A 20,610-nucleotide genomic window follows, 5' to 3' on the forward strand; every position below is an offset into this window, starting at 1 on the left:
AAGAATCGGCCGGGTGTGCCCGAGGCGGCGGTGATCCCCCGGCGTCCGGCACCCGACATCGTGGAGGACGTATGAACCGGAAGGACTCCCCGCCCGACACCGGTATCCCGGGAGGCCCCGCGCCAGAGCCGCCCCCCGTCGACGAACCGACGGAGCCCAGGCGGCCGCTGCCGCCCAAGCCGGACCAGAGCGGCCCCGCGACCGTCAGTCCGACGGGCCAGGAGACCGGCGCGGACCAGTCGGCCATGGCCCAGGGCGGCGCCTACCTCACCACCGCACAGGGCGCCCGGCTCCCGGACACCGACCACTCGCTGAAGGCCGGCAGCCGAGGTCCCGTCCTGCTGCAGGACCACCACCTGCGCGAGAAGATCACCCACTTCGACCACGAGCGCATCCCCGAGCGGGTCGTCCACGCCCGCGGCGCCGCCGCGCACGGCGTCTTCAAGGGGTACGGCACGGCCGCCGAGGTCACCAAGGCGGCGTTCCTGGCCAAGGGTGCCGAGACGCCGGTCTTCGTCCGCTTCTCGACCGTACTCGGCTCCCGGGGCTCCGCCGACACGGTGCGCGACACCCGCGGATTCGCGACCAAGTTCTACACCGGCGAGGGCACGTTCGACCTCGTCGGCAACAACATCCCGGTCTTCTTCATCCAGGACGCCATCAAGTTCCCGGACATCATCCACGCCGGCAAGCCGCACCCGGACCGGGAGATCCCGCAGGCCCAAAGCGCCCACGACACGTTCTGGGACTTCGTCACCCTGCACACGGAAGCCACCCACCACACGCTCTGGAACATGTCGGACCGCGGCATTCCCCGCTCCTTCCGCATGATGGAGGGTTTCGGCATCCACACCTTCCGGCTGGTCAACGCGGCCGGCGCCACGACGCTGGTGAAGTTCCACTGGAAGCCGAAACTGGGTGTGCACTCCATGGTCTGGGAAGAGGCCCAGATCACGGCCGGCATGGACCCCGACTTCCACCGCCGGGACCTCGCCGACGCGATCGAGGCCGGCGCCCACCCGCAGTGGGAGCTCGGCATCCAGACCTTCCCCGACAACCCGGAGCAGACCTTCGAGGGCATCGACCTCCTCGACCCGACGAACATCGTCCCCGAGGAACTGGCTCCCGTGCAGCCGATCGGCCTGCTCACCCTGAACGCCAACCCGTCGAACTACTTCGCGGAGACCGAGCAGGTGGCCTTCCACCCCGGTCACCTCGTCCCCGGCATCGACATCACGGACGACCCCCTGCTGTCCGGCCGGCTCTTCTCTTACCTCGACACCCAGATCACCCGGCTCGGCGGGCCGAACTTCGCGCAGATCCCCGTCAACCGCACACACGCACCCGTCAACGACATGCTGCGGGACGGCATGCACCAGACCGCCGTGCACCGGGGCGTGGCGCCCTACCGGCCCAACTCGCTCGACGCCGGCTGCCCCTTCCAGGCCGGGGCCGACACGGGCGCCTACATCGAGGTGCCCCATGAGATGCCTGCGGCGAAGAAGGTCCGTGAGGCGCCGGACTCGTTCGCCGACCACTTCAGCCAGCCCCGCCGGTTCTGGCTCAGCATGACCCCCGTCGAGCAGCAGCACATCATCGCCGCCTACTCGTTCGAACTGGGCAAGTGCTACGAGCAGGCCGTCAAGGAACGCGGACTGCGGGTCCTCGCAAACATCGACCCGGAGCTGTGCGCCGGCGTCGCGACCGCTCTCGGCCTGCCCGCTCCCGAGCCGTCGCAGCCCCTTGCCACGGTCGAACCGAGCCCCGCGCTGTCCCAGATCGGGCAGACCTGGCCCCTGGACGGCCGGGTCATCGGCATCGTCGCCGACGCCGGCTGCGACCTCGACGGCGTCCGGTCCGTGCGGCGGGCGGTGTTCGACGCGGGCATGGTGCCGCTCGTCGTCGCGCCGTCCGGCGGAGAGCTGGGCGGCGGTGCCGAGCCGGTCACCGTGCAGCGCACCTTCGCCACCGCCCGCTCGATCGAGTTCGACGCCGTCCTGCTCGCCGGCGCCCCCGGCCCGGCCGCCGACGCGGCGGGCGCGCTCGACGCGAAGGCCGGTGACGCCGCAGCGGCGGGCGACGGCGGGGTGGACCCACGGGTGCTGCTGATGCTGTCGGAGGCGTACCGCCACGGCAAGGCCCTCGGCGGGTGGGCGGGCGCCGAGAGCGTCCTCAGGGCGGCCGGCGTACCCACGGACGTGCCCGGCGTGGTGACCGGCCACAGCGGTGACGCGACGCTCACCGAGGTCACCCGGCTCCTGGGCGGCCACCGTGTCTGGGAGCGTTTCGCCTCATCCTGAGAAGGGCCGCCCGGAAGGCGTCGCGCAGGTGGAGACGGTGATCATCGCCTTGGTGGGCCGCTCGCCGGGACGGCCGGGCACCGCAGCCCGCTGCTCGGCGAGCGAGCGCTCCGAACGGAACGACGTCTGCCGGGTCTCGGTGATCACGTACTCGTAGACCTCACCGTCCGCGCTGACGAACACCGACTCGCCCTTCTCGAGCGACGGCAGGTCGCGCAGGGGGCCGCCCGCGGACAGCCGGTGCGCCGTGACCAGGTAGTTCCCGACCTCACCGGGGCCGACACCGCCGTGCTCCCCGTACGGACTGGCAGCCACGCCGCGATTCCGGACGCGGGTGCCCGGCCAGTCGTCGGTCGTGCCCTCGTACGGGACGACACGCAGGTCGTCGAGGCCGATGGCCGGTATGGACAGCGCCGCGGTCTCGGTGCGCGGCTCGGGCCGTGGCGAGGGGCTCGACGGCGGAGCGGCGGCGGGGCCGACTTCGCCGGAGACGGTCCGCGCAGAGGCGGACGCCGGGGTCGCGGCAGGGGGCGAGCCGGGCGGATCGCCGCCCGGCTCGGCGGCGGAGCGGCGGCGCAGCCGACGACGAGCGCGGCCACCACGCCTGCGAGGGCGGCGGGAGCGGTACGGGAAAGGATCATGGGCAGCCGGACTCCGTAGCCGGGGAAGGGCCGGGCCGAAGCGGACGGGCCACGACCTCTTTCAGGGCGAAAACAGCACAATGCGACCAGATGTTCCTTGTCGGCGATGTGAAGCACGGCGATGCTCAGCACGGGGACGCGCGCACCGCGGTTCTGGACAGAGCGATTCGGAAGACGGCAATTCCGGAGAAGCGGGCCGATCAGGCCACTGCCTACCGTGGCAGCACCGCTGAAACCCCGTCCGAGGAGCACCAAATGATCAAGGGCCTCGCCATTTCCACCGTCTGGGTACTGGACCAGGACCGCGCCAAGGAGTTCTACACCGAAAAGCTCGGCCTCGAGGTGCGCACGGACATGACGATGGGCGAGGGAGGCATGCGCTGGCTGACCGTCGGGGCCAAGAACCAGCCCGAGGTCGAGCTGACCCTGATGGTCCCGGGCAGCCCCGCCATGGACCCCGAGTCCGCCGAGGCGATGCGGACCCTCATTTCCAAGGGGGTCCTCGGCGCGGGAGTCCTCGCCACCGACGACGTCCACGGCGACTACGAGAAGCTCACCGCGCGCGGTGTGGAGTTCCTCCAGGAGCCGCAGGAGCGCCCCTGCGGGACGGAGGCCATCTTCCGCGACGACTCGGGCAACTGGTTCTCCTTCACCGAGCGGCGCGTGGAGGCCGACCTCGACCTCGACAAGGACTGGGCCTGCTGACACGGCCGTCACCGCCCTGCCCGCGCCCCTGCCCGGACCGGCTGCGCCCCGCTCAGCCGGTCCGGGCAGGGTCGGGCCCCGCCTCCAGGACGTACAGCAACTGCTGTGTCTGCGCCGCGAGCCCGCCCACCGCGGTCGCGGTCTCATGGTCGTGGTCCGGGAGGCGGTCCTTGAGACGCCGGTGTGCCTCCCATGCCCGCTGCATCGCCTCGCTCCGGGCTTCGCTCGCCGGCGGCGGGGAGTCGAGGGCGGTACGGTCCGCCTCGCACACGTCCGCCGCTCCACGCAGCAGGTCCGTGAGGAGGCCGAGCACGACGTCCGGCGGTGCGGCGAGCCTGCGCCACTCCCCGGCCGTGTCCACCAAGGTCCCCGTGAGCGACTCCAGACGGGTGACGATCGCGCTCCAGTAGCCGTCCCAGCTGTCCGGAGGAGGAAGCGCGCGGCGCCGTAGCCGGTGGCCCGGGTTGAAGCGGTAGCTCTCGCGTGTCCAGCCCCGTGCGCTGTCGAGGCCCCGCACCGCTCCGCACAGCCGCTGGGCTCCCTCGTGCCACTGTCCGGCGCTGGTCCGGTCGTAGCCGTTCTCCACGTCGTCGGCCACGGTCCTCAGCAACCGGGCAGCGTCACGGCCGATTCTGTCCAGGTTCTCCCGTACGTCGCGGAGGTGGACCGGAGGCAGCACGAGGGCGTTCACGGTGATGCCGATGAGCGCGCCGACGAGTGCCTCGAAGAGGCGGTGCGCGATCGCAGTGGTCGAGAAGGAGCTGTAGGCCAGCACGAAGATGGCCGTCGTGGGCGCGTAGAGGCCCTGGTCCCCGAAGCGGGAGTAGTTCCCCAGCAGAACGGCCGGCGGCAGCGCCAGCGCCATCGCCGCCATGGAGTTCCCCGTCAGTGACGCGGCGCCCGCGGCGAGCAGGGTCCCGATGGCGATGAGGGCCAGCTGCTGTGCCCCGGCACGCAGAGACCGGTAGACGGTGCTCTGCACCAGGACCACGGCCGTCCAGGGAGCCATCAGCGCCATCGGCGCCTTCCACCACCAGCCGACCAGCGCCCACGCGAGGACGGCGGCCCCGGCGGCCTTCAGAGACTGGACCGCCAGGTCACGTTCCGGCCCCGCCTCCGTCAGGGCGCGGCGCACAGAGGTCCAGATCCGTGCGCACTCCCATGCCACCCACCGCTGCGCCTCCACGGTCGCTCCGCTCCCTTGCCCGTCGCTGCGGGCGCGGGCAGCCCCGCGCCACCGGGACAAGCAACGTGTAACCGGCGAACGCCTCCTGAACCCTCCCTCCGGTCTTCGGCCGGCGATCGGAGGACCGCGGTCGGGTGGCCTCGGTCAGGCGGCGCTCGGTCAGGCAGCCCCGGTCCGGGCGGCGCGCGTTCGCCGGGGGTGGCCCTTGGGGGCGTGCGCCTCGGAGCGGGTCGGCAGGGGACCCGGCCGGCCACCGGGCAGCGCCGCCGACGCGGCGGCCGCTCAGCGGATCACGTTCAGCGCACCGGGCTGGACGCGCACCGTCACCGGCAGAGCCGCTTCGACCTCGCCGTCGGCGCCGTACGGGACGTCCCTGTCCGCTTCGACACGGACCTCCCGGCCCCGGAGGACCTCCACTTCCGGGCGTGCGAGGTGGGCGCCGGTCTTCAGCTCGTTCATCATCGTGAAGAACAGCCGCTTGGGTCCGTGCCGGATGACGACGACGTCCAGCAGGCCGTCGTCGACCCGCGCACCCGGGGCGATGTGCCGGCCGAAGCCGTAGAAGCCCGAGTTGGCCGCCACGACCGTGTAGCCGCGCCGTTCGTACGAGGTCCCGTCGACGGTGATGCGGTACGTGGCCGCCCGCCAGCCCAGAACGGCCCGCAGCCCGCCCGCGTAGTACGAGGCGGCGCCCCGCAGCAGCCGGGAGGTGTTGGCGTGCCGATTGGCCACCGCGTCCACGCCCGCGTACACGCTGCCCAGTACGGACGTTTCGTCATGGAAGGCCGAGGACACCCGGATGGTGTCGACCGGCTTCGGCGAGCCGTTCAGCAGCAGTTCGGCCAGCGCTGCGGGCTGCGTGGGCAGCCCCAGCGCCCTGGCGAAGTCGTTGCCGCGCCCGGCGGGGACGATGCCGAAGACTGCGCCGGTCCCGCTGAGGGCACCGCCGACGCAGCCGGCGATGCCGTCGCCCCCGACGGCGAGCACGACATGGTCCTGCCCGCCTGCCAGTCGCGCCACCTCCCGGGCGTGGTCGAGACTGCGGCTGTACTGGGTGTCGAGCCGCGCCCCGGCCTCCCGCAGGAGACGGGCTAGCGGCAGCAGGGCCGCCGTACCGCTCGACCCGCCCGCGGCAGGATTGACGACGGCGGTGAACTGTCGCATGGATGCGCCCTTCTGGAGCGGTCGCCGGTCAACGGACGGGGACGAGCACGCCGGGGCTGAGCACCCCGGCAGGATCGAGTTCGGCCTTGAGGGCCTGCAGGGCACGGACCCCGACCGGGCCGATCTCCCGCTCGTACCAGTCGCGGTGGTCGGTGCCCACGCCGTGGTGGTGGCTGATGGTGCCGCCTGCGGCCAGGATCGCTTCGTTCGCGGCCCGCTTCGCCGGCGCCCAGTGGGCGACCGGGTCCTCACCCTGCGCCGAAACCACGGTGAAGTACAGGGACGCGCCGTTCTCGTACACGTGCGAGACGTGGCACATCACCAGCGGCGGGGTCCCCGACTCGGTCAGCGTGGTGGTGAGCGCCCGGCGCACCCGCTCGTAGAGCGCCGGCAGAGCGGACCAGAACGCGGCCGTCTCCAGCGTCTCCGCGAATGCTCCGGCGTCGAGCAGGGCGTCGCGGAGATAGGGGGCGTTGTAGCGGCCGTGAGCCCAGCGGTCGCCCGGCTCTTCGCCGGCGTACTCGCCGCCGGACGCCAGCAGCACCCGGCGGGCCCGTGCCCGCCGGTCGGCGGTGTCCGCCGCGGTGCCCTCGTATCCAGCGATCGCCATGCACCCGGCGGACTGCCCGGTCGCGGAGCCGCCGATCCCGTCGGGCTGCGCCAGGCCGACGAACGTCTCCGTCTCGTCCGACAGACGCAGCACGGTCGGCCGTGGGCCGTCCTGGGCGAGCCTGCGCAGGGCCGCGGCGCCCGCCTCGAACGACTCGAAGCGCCAGCCCTCGTAGATCCTGGAGGTCGGCAGCGGCCGTATCCGTACGGTCACCGAGGTGATGACCCCGAGCGCGCCCTCGGAGCCGAGCACCAGCTGCCGCAGGTCGGGTCCGGCGGCCGAGCGCGGTGCACGGCCGAGTACGAGAACTCCCTCCGGGGTGGCGAGGGTCAGACCGAGCACCATCTCGTCGAAACGGCCGTATCCCGCCGACGCCTGGCCGCTGGAGCGGGCCGCGGCGAAGCCGCCGATCGAGGCCCACTCGAACGACTGCGGGAAATGTCCCAGCGTCCAGCCCCGCTCGTTCAGCAGCCGCTCGCACTCGGGCGCCCGCAGTCCCGGCTGCACGGTCGCCGTGCGGGAGACGTCGTCGAGGGCGAGCAGGGCGTCCAGCCGGCGCAGGTCCAGCGCGACGAAGGGCCGCTTGCCCTCCGGTGCCAGACCGCCGACGACGGAGGTGCCGCCGCCGAAGGGCACGACGGACACCGTGTGCTGCGCGCAGGCCCGCAGAACGGCCGCCACCTCGTCGTGGCTGCCCGGCAGGACGACCGCCCCGGGGACGTCGTCGACCTCGCCGGCGCGGATCCGCAGCAGATCGGGGGTGGACTTGCCCCGGGTGTGCCGGACACGGCTCTCCGCGTCGGTGAGCACCTGCGCTTCGCCCACGCACCCGGTGAGCGCCGCGCGAGCCGCGTCGGTGAGGGGGCAGGCCGGGACGGCGATCTCTTCGAGTACGGCGGGGCCGCCCACTCGCGGTGTGACGCCGAGCAGATCACGCAGCAGGCCGGTCACCGCATCCGGCAGGGGCGCTGCCTTGGCCGGGTCGCCCCAGCCGCTCCACAACATGTCCACGTGTGCTGTTTCCTCACATCGGTCTCCCGCCGGGCTCCGGCGGGGCGCACTGCCATGCGGCCTGCACTGGCATTACACTGTGACAGATGACGCCCATTCGTCACAACCACTCGGACGCGGACGCCGTCCTCGACGCCGCCCGGGACTGCGTCCTGGCCGTCGGTGTACGCCGGACCACGCTCACCGACATCGCCCGGCGCGCGGGGGTCTCGCGGATGACCCTCTACCGCCGCTGGCCCGATGTGCGCACCCTCGTCGGCGACCTGATGACCCGGGAATGGATCGGCCTCGCCGTCGGCGCCATGCCCGAGCACCGGCCGGACACCCCCGCGCGTCGCCGCGTCGTCGACGGGCTCGTCGCAGGCGTCGCCGCCTTCCGCGCCCACCCGCTCTTCCACAAGATCATCGATGTGGACCCCGAGCTCCTGCTCCCGTACATCCTCGACCGCAGGGGCGCCAGCCAGGACGCCCTGCTGGAACTTCTTTCGGGGGGCCTCGAGGAGGGCCACGCCGACGGGTCCGTCCGCCGGTTCCACCTCGACCGCCAGGCCCGCTCCCTGCTGCTCGTCGTGCAGTCCTTCGCCCTGTCCCTGCGCACGATGACCGAAGAGGGCGACCCCGAACTCGCCGACGCAGCCTTCCTCGACGAACTGCGGACCATCCTGGAGAGGATCCTCGCCCCATGAGCAGCCGCCCCGACCGGCACGACGGCCACCACCGGCGCAACACGTGTGACGGGCCCGGCACCCCCACCCCCGCGTCCTCTCTGAACGCGGCCCGGCGCAGCCGCGAACTCGCCGAACTCGCCCACGGCGCCCCGGTCGACGTCCTCGTCGTCGGCCTCGGCGCCACCGGTGCCGGAGCCGCCCTCGACGCCGCCTCCCGTGGCCTCACCGTCGCCGCGATCGACGCCCACGACCTCGCCTTCGGCACCTCCAGGTGGAGCTCCAAACTCATCCACGGCGGACTGCGCTACCTCGCCACCGGCCACCTCGACGTCGCCCATGAAAGCGCCGTCGAACGGGGCATCCTCATGGAGCGCACCGCCCCCCACCTGGTCCGCGCCCAGCCCTTCGTCATGCCGCTCACCCCCCTCGTCTCCCGCGGCCAGACCGCGCTGACCTGGGCGGGCCTGCGCGCCGGGGACCTGCTGCGCGCCGGCGCCCGCACCTCACGCACCACCCTGCCCGCGCCCCGCACCCTCTCCGCCGTAGAGACACGGCACATGGCGCCCGTCCTGCGCCAAACCGGTCTGCGCGGCGGGCTCCTCTCCTGGGACGGCCAACTCACCGATGACGCGCGCCTGGTGACCGCCGTCGCCAGGACCGCCGCCGCTCACGGCGCCCGCGTACTCACCCGGACCCGCGCACTCGAGGTGACCGGCACCGGCGCCCGCGTCCGCGACGAACTCACCGGCGAAGAGCTGCGGATCGGAGCCCGTACCGTCATCAACGCGGCCGGCGTGTGGGCGGGCGGCCTCGTCGACGACATCCGCCTGCGCCCCTCCCGCGGCACCCATCTCGTGCTGCGCTCCGACGACTTGGGCGGGCTGAGCACGGGCATGCACATTCCGGTCCCGGGCGAGTCCAACCGCTTCGTCCTGGTCCTGCCGCAGGGCGACGGGCGCGTGTACGTGGGCCTCACCGACGAACCGGTCGAAGGACCCGTCCCCGACGTGCCCGACGTGCCCGAGACCGACATCGGCTTCCTCCTCGACGTCCTCGGCTCCGCTCTCGACGTACCACTGCGCCGCGAGGACGTGGTCGGCGCCTTCGCCGGACTGCGGCCACTGCTGGACACCGGCCCGGTGGGCGGCTCCGGCGCCGGACGCACGGCCGACATCTCCCGCAGGCACGCGGTCCTCACCTCGCCCCGGGGCGTCGTCACCGTCGTCGGAGGGAAGCTCACCACCTACCGGCGCATGGCCCAGGACGCCGTGGACGCCGCTCTCTCCGCGGGCGGCCTCACCGCCGGCCCCAGCCGTACCGCCGCCACACCTCTCATCGGCGCGGCCCCGGCCGGCGTACTCGCCAGGCTCGACGCGCCCCGGCGTCTGGTCCGCCGCTACGGAGCGGAGGCCCCGGCCGTCCACGCGCTCGGCCTTGCCGACCCGGCCCTCGCCCGGCCCGTCGTCCCCGGCCATCCGGTCACCGGCGCCGAACTCCTCTGGGCCGTACGGCACGAAGGCGCCCTCGACGAGTCGGACGTCCTGGACCGCCGCACCCGGATCGGGCTGGTCGAAGAGGACCGACGGGTCGCGCTCGAGGCGGCCCGCGAGGCGCTGGAACGCTGCTTCTCCTGACGACTCCGTTGCCCTGACCTCGACCAGCCGGCGAGGTCGGACCGTGCGGGAAGCGGCAACGGTGGACGGCCCACCCGTTCGCCGGGATGCCCCGTATCCGCCGGTTTGGCGTGTCGCCTGGATCACGTTGGCGGATTGCGTGAAACCCGTGGGGCTGGTGGTGCGTCTGTCCTCACGGCGCCGGAAGGCAGTGGAAGTCCCACGGAGGCAGCGTCACGGCGCTGTCCGGCGGGGGCCCTCCATGGGGGTAGCCGTAGAGGAGCAGCGGATGCATGGTCACGGTATGTAATGAAACCATTACATCGTAGCCACGTACCTGTCACACGAGGAGCCCGGGCAGGCGCGCACGGGCAGGGGAGGAAGAGGAATGAAACCGTTCGCGTGGAACTTCGCACGCCCAGCCGAGCCGGCCGGGGGTATCGCCCCCTATGCGTACGACGACGCCCTGCAGTTGAACGTCCTCGCCGACGGACGACCCGCCGTCATGGACCGGGGTCTGCTCGCCCTGGCCGGCACGACGACCTCGAAGGCCGGCTCCGCGACCCACTTCGACGACTGACCGGCTGTGCGACGTGACGGTGCTGGTGCTCACGTGCGAGGCCGACGTCACCGCCGACATGGTGGTGGCCGAACTGCACGAAAAGGGCGTCCCGTTGGTGCGGTTCGACCCGGGCGACCTCCCCGGCGGGGCGGCGCTCTCCGTCGAGTACGTACGGGGCGAGTTCCGCGGCTACCTGTCCAGCGGCGGCCGGGTGGCGAGCATGCAGGGCCTGCGCTCGGTCTGGATCCGCAGGCCCAGTGAGCCGGCGGCACACGCGCCGGAACCGTCCGACTGGCTGAGCGTGGAGAGCGCCCACGCCCTCTACGGGATGCTCGACTGCACCCGGGCACGGTGGATGAACCACCCGAGCGCCGCCGCGAAGGCCCGGCGCAAACCGTGGCAGATGCGCATCGCGTACCTCAGCGGCTTCCCGGTGCCCGCCACACTCCTCACCACGCACCCCACGATGGCCCGTCAATTCGCGGACCAGTACCGGCAGGTGGTCGTGAAGTCGGTCTCCGGACAGCCCCCCGGCGATCCGCCGATGACGCTGCCGACCACACTCGTACCGCCGGACGCCGACTTCTCCGGTGTGGCCGCGGCCCCTACGCTGCTCCAGCGCTACATCGCCAAGCGCGCCGACATCCGGCTCACCAGTGTGGGCGACCGGCACTTCGCGGCCCGCAAGGCGGCGGAACCGGGACAGGTCGACGGGCGCTACGGCGACACGGGTCACCAGTGGCAGCCCGTGGACGTGCCGGCCCAGATCGCCCGGGCCGTCGAGACCTACAAGAAGCACACGGAACTCGCCTACGGAGCCTTCGACTTCGCGGAGGACTCCACGGGCACATGGTGGTTCCTCGAATGCAATCAGGGTGGGCAGTTCGGGTTCGTGGAACTGGAGACCGGGCAGCCCATCGCGCGAACGGTGGCGTCGTGGCTGGGCGCGGAACCGTCGTGACCCCTACGGCGGCCGGTTGACGGGGAGCCCCGCCGCCGGGCCTGGTGTGGTGGCCGGTTGACGGGGTTCGCGCTGCCGCGCCCCGTACGGTGGCCGGTTGACGGAAAGGGCGGCCGCGCGCCCGTAGTACGGCTGCTGCCGCATGACAGGGGCGCTCGCGGGCGCGTCCGGTACGCCGCCTCGTGACGCAAAAGCCGTCGCCGCGCTTCAGGCGCGGCCCCGCCGCCATTCCTCCACGACGGCCTCCGCGTCGTAGGGTGTCAGCCCCAGTGGCGGCCCGGGCGGCGGGCGCAGGACCGCTGCCGCGATCTTCTCGTTGATCTCCGCGACGATGCGCCGCACGACGGACTCCGAGGCGCCCGCGCGGCTTTCTCGAGGGCTTCCTCCGCTTCCTTGCGCAGTGCGAGGGCCGGCGGCAGGAAGCCGAGTCCTTCGCGGTGCATCTTCCCCTTGATCCACCACATCTCGTCGTACGTGGCGTCGGACGACGGAAGCGGACGCCCGAAGCCCGGCAGTTCCTTGAACTCACCACGCTCGGTGGCCTCACGGATCTGCTTGTCGACCCAGGATTCGAAGCTGACGCCTGGCGGCTTGCGCTCGGTCATGCGTTCCAGCCTACGTCGGCCCGGTTCGGCGCTCAGGCGTTCGCCGTCACCGGTGCGGCGTCCCTGTCGCGGGTCCGGGCGAGAAGGTCGACGACGACGGCGGCGGTCCAGCTGAAGCCCGTCGCGCCGCGGGCCTGTCCGGTGTGCGGGTCGACGTACTCGGCGAAGCCGGAAGTGGCGGCCGCCGCGAGGAGGGCCTGCTCCAGCGCGTCGGCGCGGACGATGTCGCCGTGCTGCCGCAGCCCGTGCTCCAGCAGCCAGTTCACATTGAACCAGGCCGGGCCGCGCCAGTAGCGGAAGGCGTCGAACGCAGGGCCCTCCAGGTCGTAACTGGGCACCAGATCCGTGGTCGTACCGAGTCCGAAATGCGGTCCGCTCATGGTGCGCACCAGGGTGCGGGCGATGGGGCCGGGGAGGCCGGGCAGCACCAGCGGGAGCAGGCCGGTGACGCCCATGTCCCGGACGGGGCGGCGGGTGTGCACGTCGCGGCAGAGGAACATCCCGGCGCCTTCGTCCCAGAGCCGCCGTACCAGCGCGGTGGTCAGCCGGCGCGCCCGTGACCGGTGCGGTGCGGGATCCTGCCCCAACTCGGCGGCGATTTCGGCCAGAGCGTGCTCGGACAGGGCGAGCAGTGCGTTGAAGCCGGGGTCCTCGACGGCGAACGGGTGCTCGCGGCCCGCGTCGCGGTAGCCGCCGTCCCGGTAGTGCGCGGCGAGGCGGACGTAGCGTCCGTAGTCGAGGTCGGTGGGCCGGTCGGCGCCGTCTCCGCACTCGAGGTCGGCCCGCCTGAACGAGCCGGCGGGAGCGGGCTCGACGCGGTCGAGAGGCTCGTCCCAGCACGGGCTGTTGTCCATGCCGGACTCCCAGGGATGGACCACGGCGGCCAGCCCCGCGCCGCCGAAGTCACGGCACCCCGTCAGGTAGTCGTGCCAGGCGGCGAGACGCGGCTGGACGCGCTCCAGGAACCCGCGGCGGCGTGAGAGCTCCGGGTCGCTGCGGTGGACCAGCCAGGCGGCCAGTGCGTGGACGGGCGGCTGCACGATGCCGGACGTCTCCACCTTGTCCGGCGCGCCCGCCGCCCGGCCGGCGGTGGAGGACCGCCAGAAGTCCGGGCTCGGGAAGTACGCCCCCAGTGGTACGGCGGGGCTGAACACGATGTGCGGGACGCGCCCGTCGGCCCACTGGGCGTCCAGCAGCGTCTCCACCTCACACTGCGCGCGCCGGGGCGAGAGATGACGCAGGCCGATGGCGATGAAGGCCGAGTCCCAACTCCACTGGTGCGGATACAGCGAGGGAGAGGGGACCGTCGACGCGCCCCGCCAGTTGCCTTCGAGTACCTCCGCGGCCTGCCGGCCGAGCTCTTCCCGGCGCTGTTCCCCGTCGCGTCCGGTGGAGCGACCGCCGGCGAGAGGCGCGGACAGGGGAGGCGCGGACGGGGGAGGGGCGGACGGGGGGCCGGCCTGCGCCGGGACCAGGGCCCGGCGAGGTCCGCTCGCCGAGGAGGACGCTTTGCCCGGCGCCGCCGAGGAGGATGTTTCGCCCGGCGCCCGGGGCACCTCGAAGGCGGCCTGCCCGGGGACGGGCGGGCCGCCACGGGCGACGCGTTCCACTGAAAAGCTCCAGATGTTGAGACCGCAACATATGCCGATGAACCGCAAGGCTAGGCGCTGGGCCGGGGAGGAATCACCACCCCTGCGCAGTGATATTCCCGACATTCATGCTGGTTGTGACCGTTCTGTGCCTCTCTGTCCCCGCGTGTCCCTCGAATGTGGCTCTGTCCCCACCGCGGGCCACCCGCGGCCTCCGGTCGGGCGAGCACCACGCACCGACATCTCCTCGCGCTGTGAGAGCCCCGCCGCCCTGTAGCCTGATGAAACGGCTCCGTTCGCAGTACTGCGCCTGACGTGACCCTGCGCCGTCCGGAGAGGAACATGCGCCACAATCCCCAGCGCCGCACCGCACTGCTCGATGCCGCGATCGAGGTCCTCGCCCGTGAAGGTTCGCGCGGGCTGACGCTGCGCGCCGTGGATGCCGAAGCCGGCGTCCCGACCGGCACCAGCTCCAACTACTTCACGCACCGCGCCCAGATGCTCGGCCAGATCATGAAGCGCACCCATGAACGCCTCACTCCGGATCCTGACCGCCTTGCCGAGACCCTTTCCGCGCCGCCCGACCACCAGCTCGTCGCCCGGCTGCTGCGCGAGGTCCACGAGCGGATGGAAGGAGACCGCAGCAGTTGTCTCGCCATGCTCGAGCTGCGCCTGGAGGGCACCCGCCGTCCTGAGCTCGGTGCCGAGCTGGGCCGGATCCTGGCCGCCGAGCTGGAGGACAACATCCGCTTCCATCTCGACAAGGGCCTGCCCGGTGACCGTACCGACGTGGTCCTCCTCTACGTGGCCGTGCACGGCATGATCGTCGACGACCTCACCGTGCCCACCGTCCTCGCCGGACAGACCCCCGCCCTCATCGACCAGCTCACCACCCGCCTCCTGGGGCCGGCTGCCCCCTGACCTCCCCTTGCCCTGCCTGCAGTGCCCGGGGAGTGCCCCGGACACGCCCAGCGCCGCCCGCCGCGTGCCACGGTGACGCCGCCCCACCCGGGAGCCGCAAGGAGGCAGTCGCCACGCGTCACCGCCGAAAGGACCGGTTTCGCGCGCCACTGTGGCCGTGAGAGCCGTCGTCGCCCTGGCAGCCGGCGCACACTCCGCCGGAACGGCCGGCGCGCCACCGGAACGCCCGCCGACCGGTGCAGCCAGGCCGCCCCCACGTGCGCCGACAACGCCTGCACCACCACCCGCACCGCCCTCTGTGGCGCGCCCCTGCGCATGGGCCCGGAGGGCGAGTGCCGCCGGCCGCAGACCCACCCCGCGTGAGTGCGGCCGCAGACCGACCCCGCGCGGTCGGCCGTCGAGGTCAGGTGCTTCATCGTCAACGAGCTCGGCAGCGCCTGGTCCTCCGTGCCCGGCGCGCCGGAGGGATCCGGGAGGAGCACCTGTCACGCAACGGGTTCCGTACCGCTGCCTCTTCAGACGTCTCCCGCTCCCGGCTCGCCCGCCCGGGCCCGGGCGGGCAGGCGGAAGGGCCTGGTCCCTTCGTTCATCGCATATGTGAAGAGATGCCATAGGGGACATCCGGGTGGCAATCCATCCGAACTGCAACTGCCCCCGGCCGGCCCGCAGTCCTCCCAGGCACACGCACCCCGACCGAGGAGTCTCAATGACAGGCTGGCAGACCCCCACCATGACCCCGGACGCCGCGGCCACGGCCGACCCGTACCGCTTCCCGGGCGCCACCGCCGTCGACGACCAGCCCCGGCCGTCCGCGCTCTCCGTCTCCGCCCCGGTCGACTACCTGCTGGCCGCGCCCGACCGGGTCGATGCCCTCCTCGCCGCGCCCGACCCCGGCCGGCGCGTATCCCTGCCGCTGGAGCCGGCCGACCGGCGCCGCCTGGACCTGCACGCCGCCCTCACCACCGCCGGCATCGCCCCACTCCCCGGTGACCTCGCCGCCATCGACGCCCTGTGTGCCCTCGACGACGCCACCCACACCGCGCTCCAGCGGTGGATCACCCGCACCCCGTGAACGACCGGTCCGGCCGCACCCCATCCGCGGAAGAGGCGGCCGGGCGACGCCCGCCCGGCCGCCCCCCGGTCAACGGTTTCCCCATGCCCCGACTCGAGCGCCTGACCGCCGCCCACGCCGCCGCCCTGAGGACGTCGGGCACGGTACCGAGGTGAAGCCGTACGGCGCCAAACCGCTTCGCGAGCAGATTGCCCGTCCGCAGACGGACGAGAAATGGCAGTGGCAAGGAGGTCACTCACTCCTTGCCACTCTTAACTTATAGCGCACCGGGGGGCTTGCGGCAAGGTCCGGGGCGTCCCGCACAATGGTCGGCCCAAGGCCAGGACCTGGGGAAACGTGGAAAACGCGATGCGCTGTGGGGACACGGCGCGCGCCTACGCGCCAACGTGCCGCCGGGCTGCGCGGAGCGGCTGGCCGCATTCCAATCTCGTGGGACGGGCGTATCGATGATTGACGTGATCGTGGTCGGCGGCGGACCGACCGGCTTGATGCTGGCCGGAGAGTTGCGACTGCACGGCGTGCACGTGGTCGTGCTGGAGAAGTTGACGGAGCCGACCGAGGAGGGGCGCGGGCAGGGTCTGCACGTCCGCAGCGTCGAAGTGATGGACCAGCGCGGTCTGCTGGACCGGTTCCTCGCACTCAGTGAGAAGTTCCAGGTCGGCGGTCTTTTCGGCGGCATCGCCAAGCCGTGGCCGGACCGGCTGGACACGGCGCACCCGTACGGCGTCGCCACCCCGCAGCCGGTCACCGAACGGCTGCTGGGCGAGCGTGCCCTCGAACTCGGCGCGGAGATCCGACGCGGCTGCGAAGTGGCCGGACTGAGCCAGGAAGAGGACGGGGTGACCGTCGAGCTCAAGGACGGCACGCATCTGCGCTCGCGCTATCTCGTAGGGTGCGACGGCGGCCGCAGCATGGTACGCAAGCGACTCGGCGTCGGCTTCCCCGGCGAGCCCGCCACGGTCGAGACGCTGCTGGGCGAGATGGTGCCGACCGAGGATCCGGCGACGATCGCCGCCGTCGTCGAGGAAGTCCGCAAGACACAACTGCGGTTCGGGGCCATGCCCCTCGGCGACGGGGTGTACCGCGTCGTGGTGCCCGCGGACGGCGTGGCCGAGGACCGTGCGGCCGGGCCGACCCTCGAAGATTTCAAGCAGCAGCTGCGGGCCGTCGCCGGCACGGACTTCGGTGTGCACTCGCCGCGCTGGCTCTCCCGGTTCGGCGATGCCACCCGGCAGGCCGAGCGCTACCGGGTCGGCCGGGCATTGCTGGCCGGCGACGCGGCGCACATCCACCCGCCGACCGGCGGGCAGGGGCTCAACCTCGGCGTGCAGGACGCGTTCAACCTCGGCTGGAAACTGGCCGCGGAGGTCAACGGCTGGGCGCCGGAGGGGCTGCTGGACAGCTACCACACAGAACGGCACCCGGTGGGCGCGCGGGTGCTGGACAGCACGCGCGCGCAGATCAAGCTGCTGGGCACCGACCCGGGTGCGACCGCCCTGCGGGCACTGTTCACAGAGCTGATGGACTTCGAGGAGGTGAACCGGTACGTGACCGAGATGATCACCGCTGTCGGGGTCCGCTACGACTTCGGCGAGGGTCACGAACTGCTCGGCCGGCGGATGCGGGACATCGCGCTGAAGCGGGGTCGCCTCTACGAGCTGATGCACCGCGGCCGCGGGCTGCTGCTCGACCAGACCGGCCGGCTCTCGGTGAAGGGCTGGGCGGATCGGGTCGACCACGTCGTCGACGTCAGCGAGGAACTGGACGTGCCCGCGTTGCTGTTGCGGCCGGACGGCCATGTGGCATGGGCCGGCGAGGATCAGCGGGATCTGCTCGGCCGGCTGCCCCAGTGGTTCGGCGCCGCCGGCGGCTGAGCACGCAACACGGCCGGCGTCGGCCTCCCGGCCGTACCCGACCGGACCGGACCGGGCACAGGATGTCGGGTCCGGGAGACCGGACGCTCCGTAGCGTGCTTGAACGTAAGGGAAGGAGACCGGAGTGCTGGAGCGCCTCAACCAGGCCGTGGAGTACGTCGAGGAGCGTCTCGACCAGCCCGTCGAGGTGCGCGAGCTCGCGCGGATCGCCGTCACGTCGGAGTACCACTTCCGGCGGCTGTTCTCCGCCTTGGCGGGCATGCCGCTGTCGGAGTACGTCCGGAGGCGGCGGCTCACCGTCGCCGGGGCGGAAGTGCTTGGCGGGCAGCGGACGTTGCTCGACATCGCGGTGCGGTACGGATACGGCTCGGGCGAGTCCTTCGCACGCGCCTTCCGCGCCATGCACGGCGTCGGCCCGCGTGAGGCCCGGCGCGACTCTGCACTCGCAGCCCCGGATGTCCTTCCGCCTCGTCGTCGAAGGGAGTACGAGCATGCGATACCGGGTCGTGGAGAAGGACGAGTTCCGGGTGGTGGGCAAGAAGGCGCGGGTAACACAAGCTGGAAAGCATGGACGGCCTCTACTGTCTCGCCTGGTCCCCCGACGGGACCCGGCTGGGCGCCGGGGACCAGGACCGGACGGCCCGCGTCTGGGACCTCGCTCGCAACGGCTCCGGTGACGCGCGGACGTGGCTGAACGGACACACCGACACCCTGTACGCCATCGCCTGGTCACCGGACGGTCGGCAGCTGGCGACGGCCTCCCGTGACCGGCTGCTGGCCGTCTGGGACGTCGGGGACCGGGCGAACGTGCTGCGCGGCCACGAGGACTCGGTGTGGCAGGCCGCCTGGTCGCCGGACGGCACACGGGTCGCCGGTGCCTCACAGGACGGCACCGTGCGGGTCTGGGAGGCCGCCACCGGGCGGCGGACCGCAGTGCTGCGCGGCGGCGGAGAGATCTCCGACGTCTCCTGGTCGCCCGACGGAGCACGTCTGGTGGCCGCGCTCCGCGACGGCTCGGCCGTGATCCGGGCGGCCGACGGCACCGGCGACGGCACGGCGCTCAGCGGCCACACCGACGAGGTGTCCACGGTCTCCTGGTCACCCGACGGGCGTCGCATCGCCACCGCGTCGCGCGACAGCACTGCCCGGATCTGGGACGTCGAGACCGCCCAGGTCGTCCACGTACTGGCCCGCGGTACGGCGGTGCGCGGCCACGACGACTGGATCAGCGGCGCCGCCTGGTCGCCGGACGGTCGCCGTCTCGCGACCTCCGCCACCGACCGGAGGGTCATCGTCTGGAACGCCGAGGACGGCACACCCCTCATCACGCTCCACGGCCACCGGGACCACCCCTGGAAGATCGACTGGTCGCCGGACGGCCGGCGTCTCGCGACAGGCTCGCGTGATCGCACGATACGGCTGTGGGCCCCGGACGACGGGACCCGGCTAGCGGTCATGACCGGCCACGAGGACCGGGTCCAGGACGTCGCCTGGTCGCCGGACGGCACCCGCATCGCGTCCGTGTCGCGCGACCGGACAGTCCGGTTGTGGGATCCGGACACCGCCACTCAGGTCGCCGTGGTCGGCGTCCACGCCGACTGGGCGAACGGTCTGAGCTGGCACCCGGACGGCTCGCGCCTCGCGACGGCGTCCCGTGACCAAACCGTACGGATCTGGGACCTGACCGACCCCGACCTCGACGTCCTCCTGCGCCGGGCCCGCTCCCGGGTCTTCCGGGCGCCGACCGCGGAGGAGCGGCGTGCCTTCCTCCTGCCGGCCGCGGACTGAGCTGCCGAGCCCGTCCCCCACGCCGGTCACCGTCACCGTCCACGCCCGTCACCGTCACCGTCCGGGCCTGAGCCCCGGCCTGACCGGGCCCAATCCTCCGTCCGCCAATCGGGTCAAGAGTTGGCAAAACGGGTATATCTCGAAAGCGGACCGAGTTCCTGGAGGAGGTGGCTGTCATGGTCGAGGACCTGCTGACGGCGTTGGCCCTGGCGGGCTCCGGTGTGGCGGTGTACGTGGCGGCTGCCGCCCGCGTGGTGAAGCAGTACGAGCGCGGAGTGGTCCTGCGCTTCGGCCGACTGCACGGCGGGATACGCATGCCGGGATTCACCATGATCATCCCGGGCGTGGACCGGATGCACAAAGTGAACATGCAGATCGTGACCATGCCGGTGCCCGCCCAGGACGGCATCACACGGGACAACGTCACGGTCCGGGTGGATGCCGTCATCTACTTCAAGGTGGTCGACCCGGCCGATGCGATCATCCGGGTCGAGGACTACCGGTTCGCGGTCTCCCAGATGGCGCAGACCTCGCTGCGTTCGATCCTGGGCAAGAGCGAGCTCGACGATCTGCTCTCGAACCGGGAGAAGCTCAACGAGGGGCTGGAGCTCATGATGGACAGCCCCGCCGTCGAGTGGGGCGTCACCATCGACCGAGTGGAGATCAAGGACGTCTCCCTGCCGGAGACCATGAAGCGGTCGATGGCCCGGCAGGCGGAGGCGGACCGCGAACGGCGGGCCCGCGTCATCAATGCCGACGCCGAGCTGCAGGCGTCGAAGAAGCTGGCAGAGGCGGCCGCTGCGATGGCCCACGAGCCGGCCGCGCTGCAGCTGCGGCTGCTGCAGACCGTCGTGGCGGTCGCTGCCGAGAAGAACTCCACCCTTGTCCTGCCCTTCCCCGTCGAGCTGCTGCGCTTCCTGGAACGGTCCACCCCGCGGGGAAGCGGGCAGCAGAGCGCCGAGACGGTGGCGGACGCACTCGACATGCTCACGGGCGGGGCGGAGAAGCGAGGGGTCGAGAAGCGCGGGACGGATACGGAGGCGACCGAGAAGCTCGGGACGGATGCGGAGGTGACCGAGAAGGAGGGGGAGGAGGAAGTGGAGTCCCGAGAGGCGCCCATGCTGGAGGGGCCCGCCCCCGACCGGCCCGAGCGTGCGGCACCCGCCGGCCGGCTGCCCCTCCAGACGGAAGGCGGCTGACCGGGGTGCTACCGAAGCCGGGCGGCCGGCCGGGGCGCGGCCCCGGCCCGGCTTCCGCGCGCCCCGGCCCGTCGGCCCCGTCCGCAGCTACTTGACTCCTGGGGACTCAAGTTTTATGTAGGAGAGGACGGCAGTTTCGCG

At 72.4% G+C, this 20,610-nt stretch carries 16 protein-coding genes and 2 pseudogenes; 12 read left to right on the forward strand and 6 right to left on the reverse strand.

Features of this window, described 5'->3' with window-relative positions:
• The first annotated feature begins 71 nt into the window (after positions 1 to 71).
• Positions 72 to 2,300, forward strand: coding sequence for a catalase (locus AB0903_RS03760; RefSeq protein ID WP_366698630.1), 2,229 nt, complete (start codon positions 72 to 74; stop codon positions 2,298 to 2,300).
• Here AB0903_RS03760 and AB0903_RS03765 read toward each other — a convergent pair.
• Positions 2,292 to 2,879 carry a class E sortase gene (locus tag AB0903_RS03765; RefSeq protein ID WP_366698839.1) on the reverse strand — a complete coding sequence of 196 codons (588 nt, stop codon included), beginning with the start codon at positions 2,877 to 2,879 and terminating at the stop codon, positions 2,292 to 2,294. The genes AB0903_RS03760 and AB0903_RS03765 overlap by 9 nt on opposite strands.
• A gap of 317 nt (positions 2,880 to 3,196) precedes the next feature.
• On the opposite strand from AB0903_RS03765, the gene AB0903_RS03770 reads away from it, so the two are divergent.
• On the forward strand, positions 3,197 to 3,646 hold the full coding sequence (locus AB0903_RS03770; protein ID WP_366698632.1) for a VOC family protein: 450 nt from the start codon (positions 3,197 to 3,199) through the stop codon (positions 3,644 to 3,646).
• Positions 3,647 to 3,698: 52 nt separating this feature from the next.
• Here AB0903_RS03770 and AB0903_RS03775 read toward each other — a convergent pair whose 3' ends face one another.
• The 3 genes from AB0903_RS03775 to AB0903_RS03785 form a co-directional block, all read right to left on the reverse strand.
• Positions 3,699 to 4,832, reverse strand: coding sequence for an aromatic acid exporter family protein (locus AB0903_RS03775; protein ID WP_366698634.1), 1,134 nt, complete (start codon positions 4,830 to 4,832; stop codon positions 3,699 to 3,701).
• Between the two features lie 282 nt (positions 4,833 to 5,114).
• Positions 5,115 to 5,996, reverse strand: a complete 882-nt coding sequence (locus tag AB0903_RS03780; protein WP_366698636.1) for a diacylglycerol kinase family protein — start codon at positions 5,994 to 5,996, stop codon at positions 5,115 to 5,117.
• Positions 5,997 to 6,024: 28 nt separating this feature from the next.
• Positions 6,025 to 7,617 (reverse strand): FAD-binding oxidoreductase, encoded by a 1,593-nt coding sequence (locus AB0903_RS03785; RefSeq protein WP_366698638.1) that lies wholly within the window; start codon positions 7,615 to 7,617, stop codon positions 6,025 to 6,027.
• Between the two features lie 86 nt (positions 7,618 to 7,703).
• Here AB0903_RS03785 and AB0903_RS03790 point away from each other — a divergent pair, with 86 nt between their 5' ends.
• The 4 genes from AB0903_RS03790 to tgmB all read left to right on the forward strand — a co-directional run bounded on the left by AB0903_RS03790 (position 7,704) and on the right by tgmB (position 11,421).
• Entirely contained in the window at positions 7,704 to 8,303 is a 600-nt protein-coding gene (locus AB0903_RS03790; RefSeq protein ID WP_366698640.1) for a helix-turn-helix domain-containing protein, read from the forward strand.
• Positions 8,300 to 9,919, forward strand: a complete 1,620-nt coding sequence (locus AB0903_RS03795) for a glycerol-3-phosphate dehydrogenase/oxidase (protein ID WP_366698642.1) — start codon at positions 8,300 to 8,302, stop codon at positions 9,917 to 9,919. The genes AB0903_RS03790 and AB0903_RS03795 overlap by 4 nt, the downstream gene beginning before the upstream one ends.
• Positions 9,920 to 10,286: 367 nt before the next feature.
• Positions 10,287 to 10,478 carry a putative ATP-grasp-modified RiPP gene (gene tgmA / locus AB0903_RS03800; RefSeq protein WP_366698644.1) on the forward strand — a complete coding sequence of 64 codons (192 nt, stop codon included), beginning with the start codon at positions 10,287 to 10,289 and terminating at the stop codon, positions 10,476 to 10,478.
• A 13-nt stretch (positions 10,479 to 10,491) separates the two neighbouring features.
• Positions 10,492 to 11,421 (forward strand): ATP-grasp ribosomal peptide maturase, encoded by a 930-nt coding sequence (gene tgmB, locus AB0903_RS03805; protein WP_366698646.1) that lies wholly within the window; start codon positions 10,492 to 10,494, stop codon positions 11,419 to 11,421.
• Positions 11,422 to 11,628: 207 nt separating this feature from the next.
• On the opposite strand, the pseudogene AB0903_RS03810 reads toward tgmB, so the two are convergent.
• Positions 11,629 to 12,026, reverse strand: a pseudogene (locus tag AB0903_RS03810) (DUF1992 domain-containing protein).
• Between the two features lie 32 nt (positions 12,027 to 12,058).
• Positions 12,059 to 13,636 (reverse strand): hypothetical protein, encoded by a 1,578-nt coding sequence (locus AB0903_RS03815; RefSeq protein ID WP_366698648.1) that lies wholly within the window; start codon positions 13,634 to 13,636, stop codon positions 12,059 to 12,061.
• A 321-nt stretch (positions 13,637 to 13,957) separates the two neighbouring features.
• On the opposite strand from AB0903_RS03815, the gene AB0903_RS03820 reads away from it, so the two are divergent.
• The 6 genes and pseudogenes from AB0903_RS03820 (at position 13,958) to AB0903_RS03845 (ending at position 20,469) form a co-directional block, all read left to right on the forward strand.
• Positions 13,958 to 14,536 carry a TetR family transcriptional regulator gene (locus tag AB0903_RS03820; RefSeq protein WP_366698650.1) on the forward strand — a complete coding sequence of 193 codons (579 nt, stop codon included), beginning with the start codon at positions 13,958 to 13,960 and terminating at the stop codon, positions 14,534 to 14,536.
• A 706-nt stretch (positions 14,537 to 15,242) separates the two neighbouring features.
• A complete protein-coding gene (locus AB0903_RS03825) occupies positions 15,243 to 15,608 on the forward strand; it encodes a hypothetical protein (protein WP_366698652.1) in 366 nt (121 codons plus the stop codon).
• 446 nt (positions 15,609 to 16,054) lie between these two features.
• Complete coding sequence (gene rox / locus AB0903_RS03830; protein WP_366698654.1) at positions 16,055 to 17,482, forward strand: rifampin monooxygenase; 1,428 nt, start codon at positions 16,055 to 16,057, stop codon at positions 17,480 to 17,482.
• A gap of 124 nt (positions 17,483 to 17,606) precedes the next feature.
• A pseudogene (locus tag AB0903_RS03835) lies at positions 17,607 to 18,033 on the forward strand (AraC family transcriptional regulator); the annotation flags it as partial.
• A 16-nt stretch (positions 18,034 to 18,049) separates the two neighbouring features.
• A complete protein-coding gene (locus AB0903_RS03840) occupies positions 18,050 to 19,270 on the forward strand; it encodes a WD40 repeat domain-containing protein (RefSeq protein WP_366698656.1) in 1,221 nt (406 codons plus the stop codon).
• Between the two features lie 176 nt (positions 19,271 to 19,446).
• Positions 19,447 to 20,469 (forward strand): slipin family protein, encoded by a 1,023-nt coding sequence (locus tag AB0903_RS03845; RefSeq protein WP_366698658.1) that lies wholly within the window; start codon positions 19,447 to 19,449, stop codon positions 20,467 to 20,469.
• Positions 20,470 to 20,610 lie beyond the last annotated feature (141 nt).

Source organism: Streptomyces sp. NPDC048389 (assembly GCF_040706335.1).
Lineage (GTDB): Bacteria > Actinomycetota > Actinomycetes > Streptomycetales > Streptomycetaceae > Streptomyces.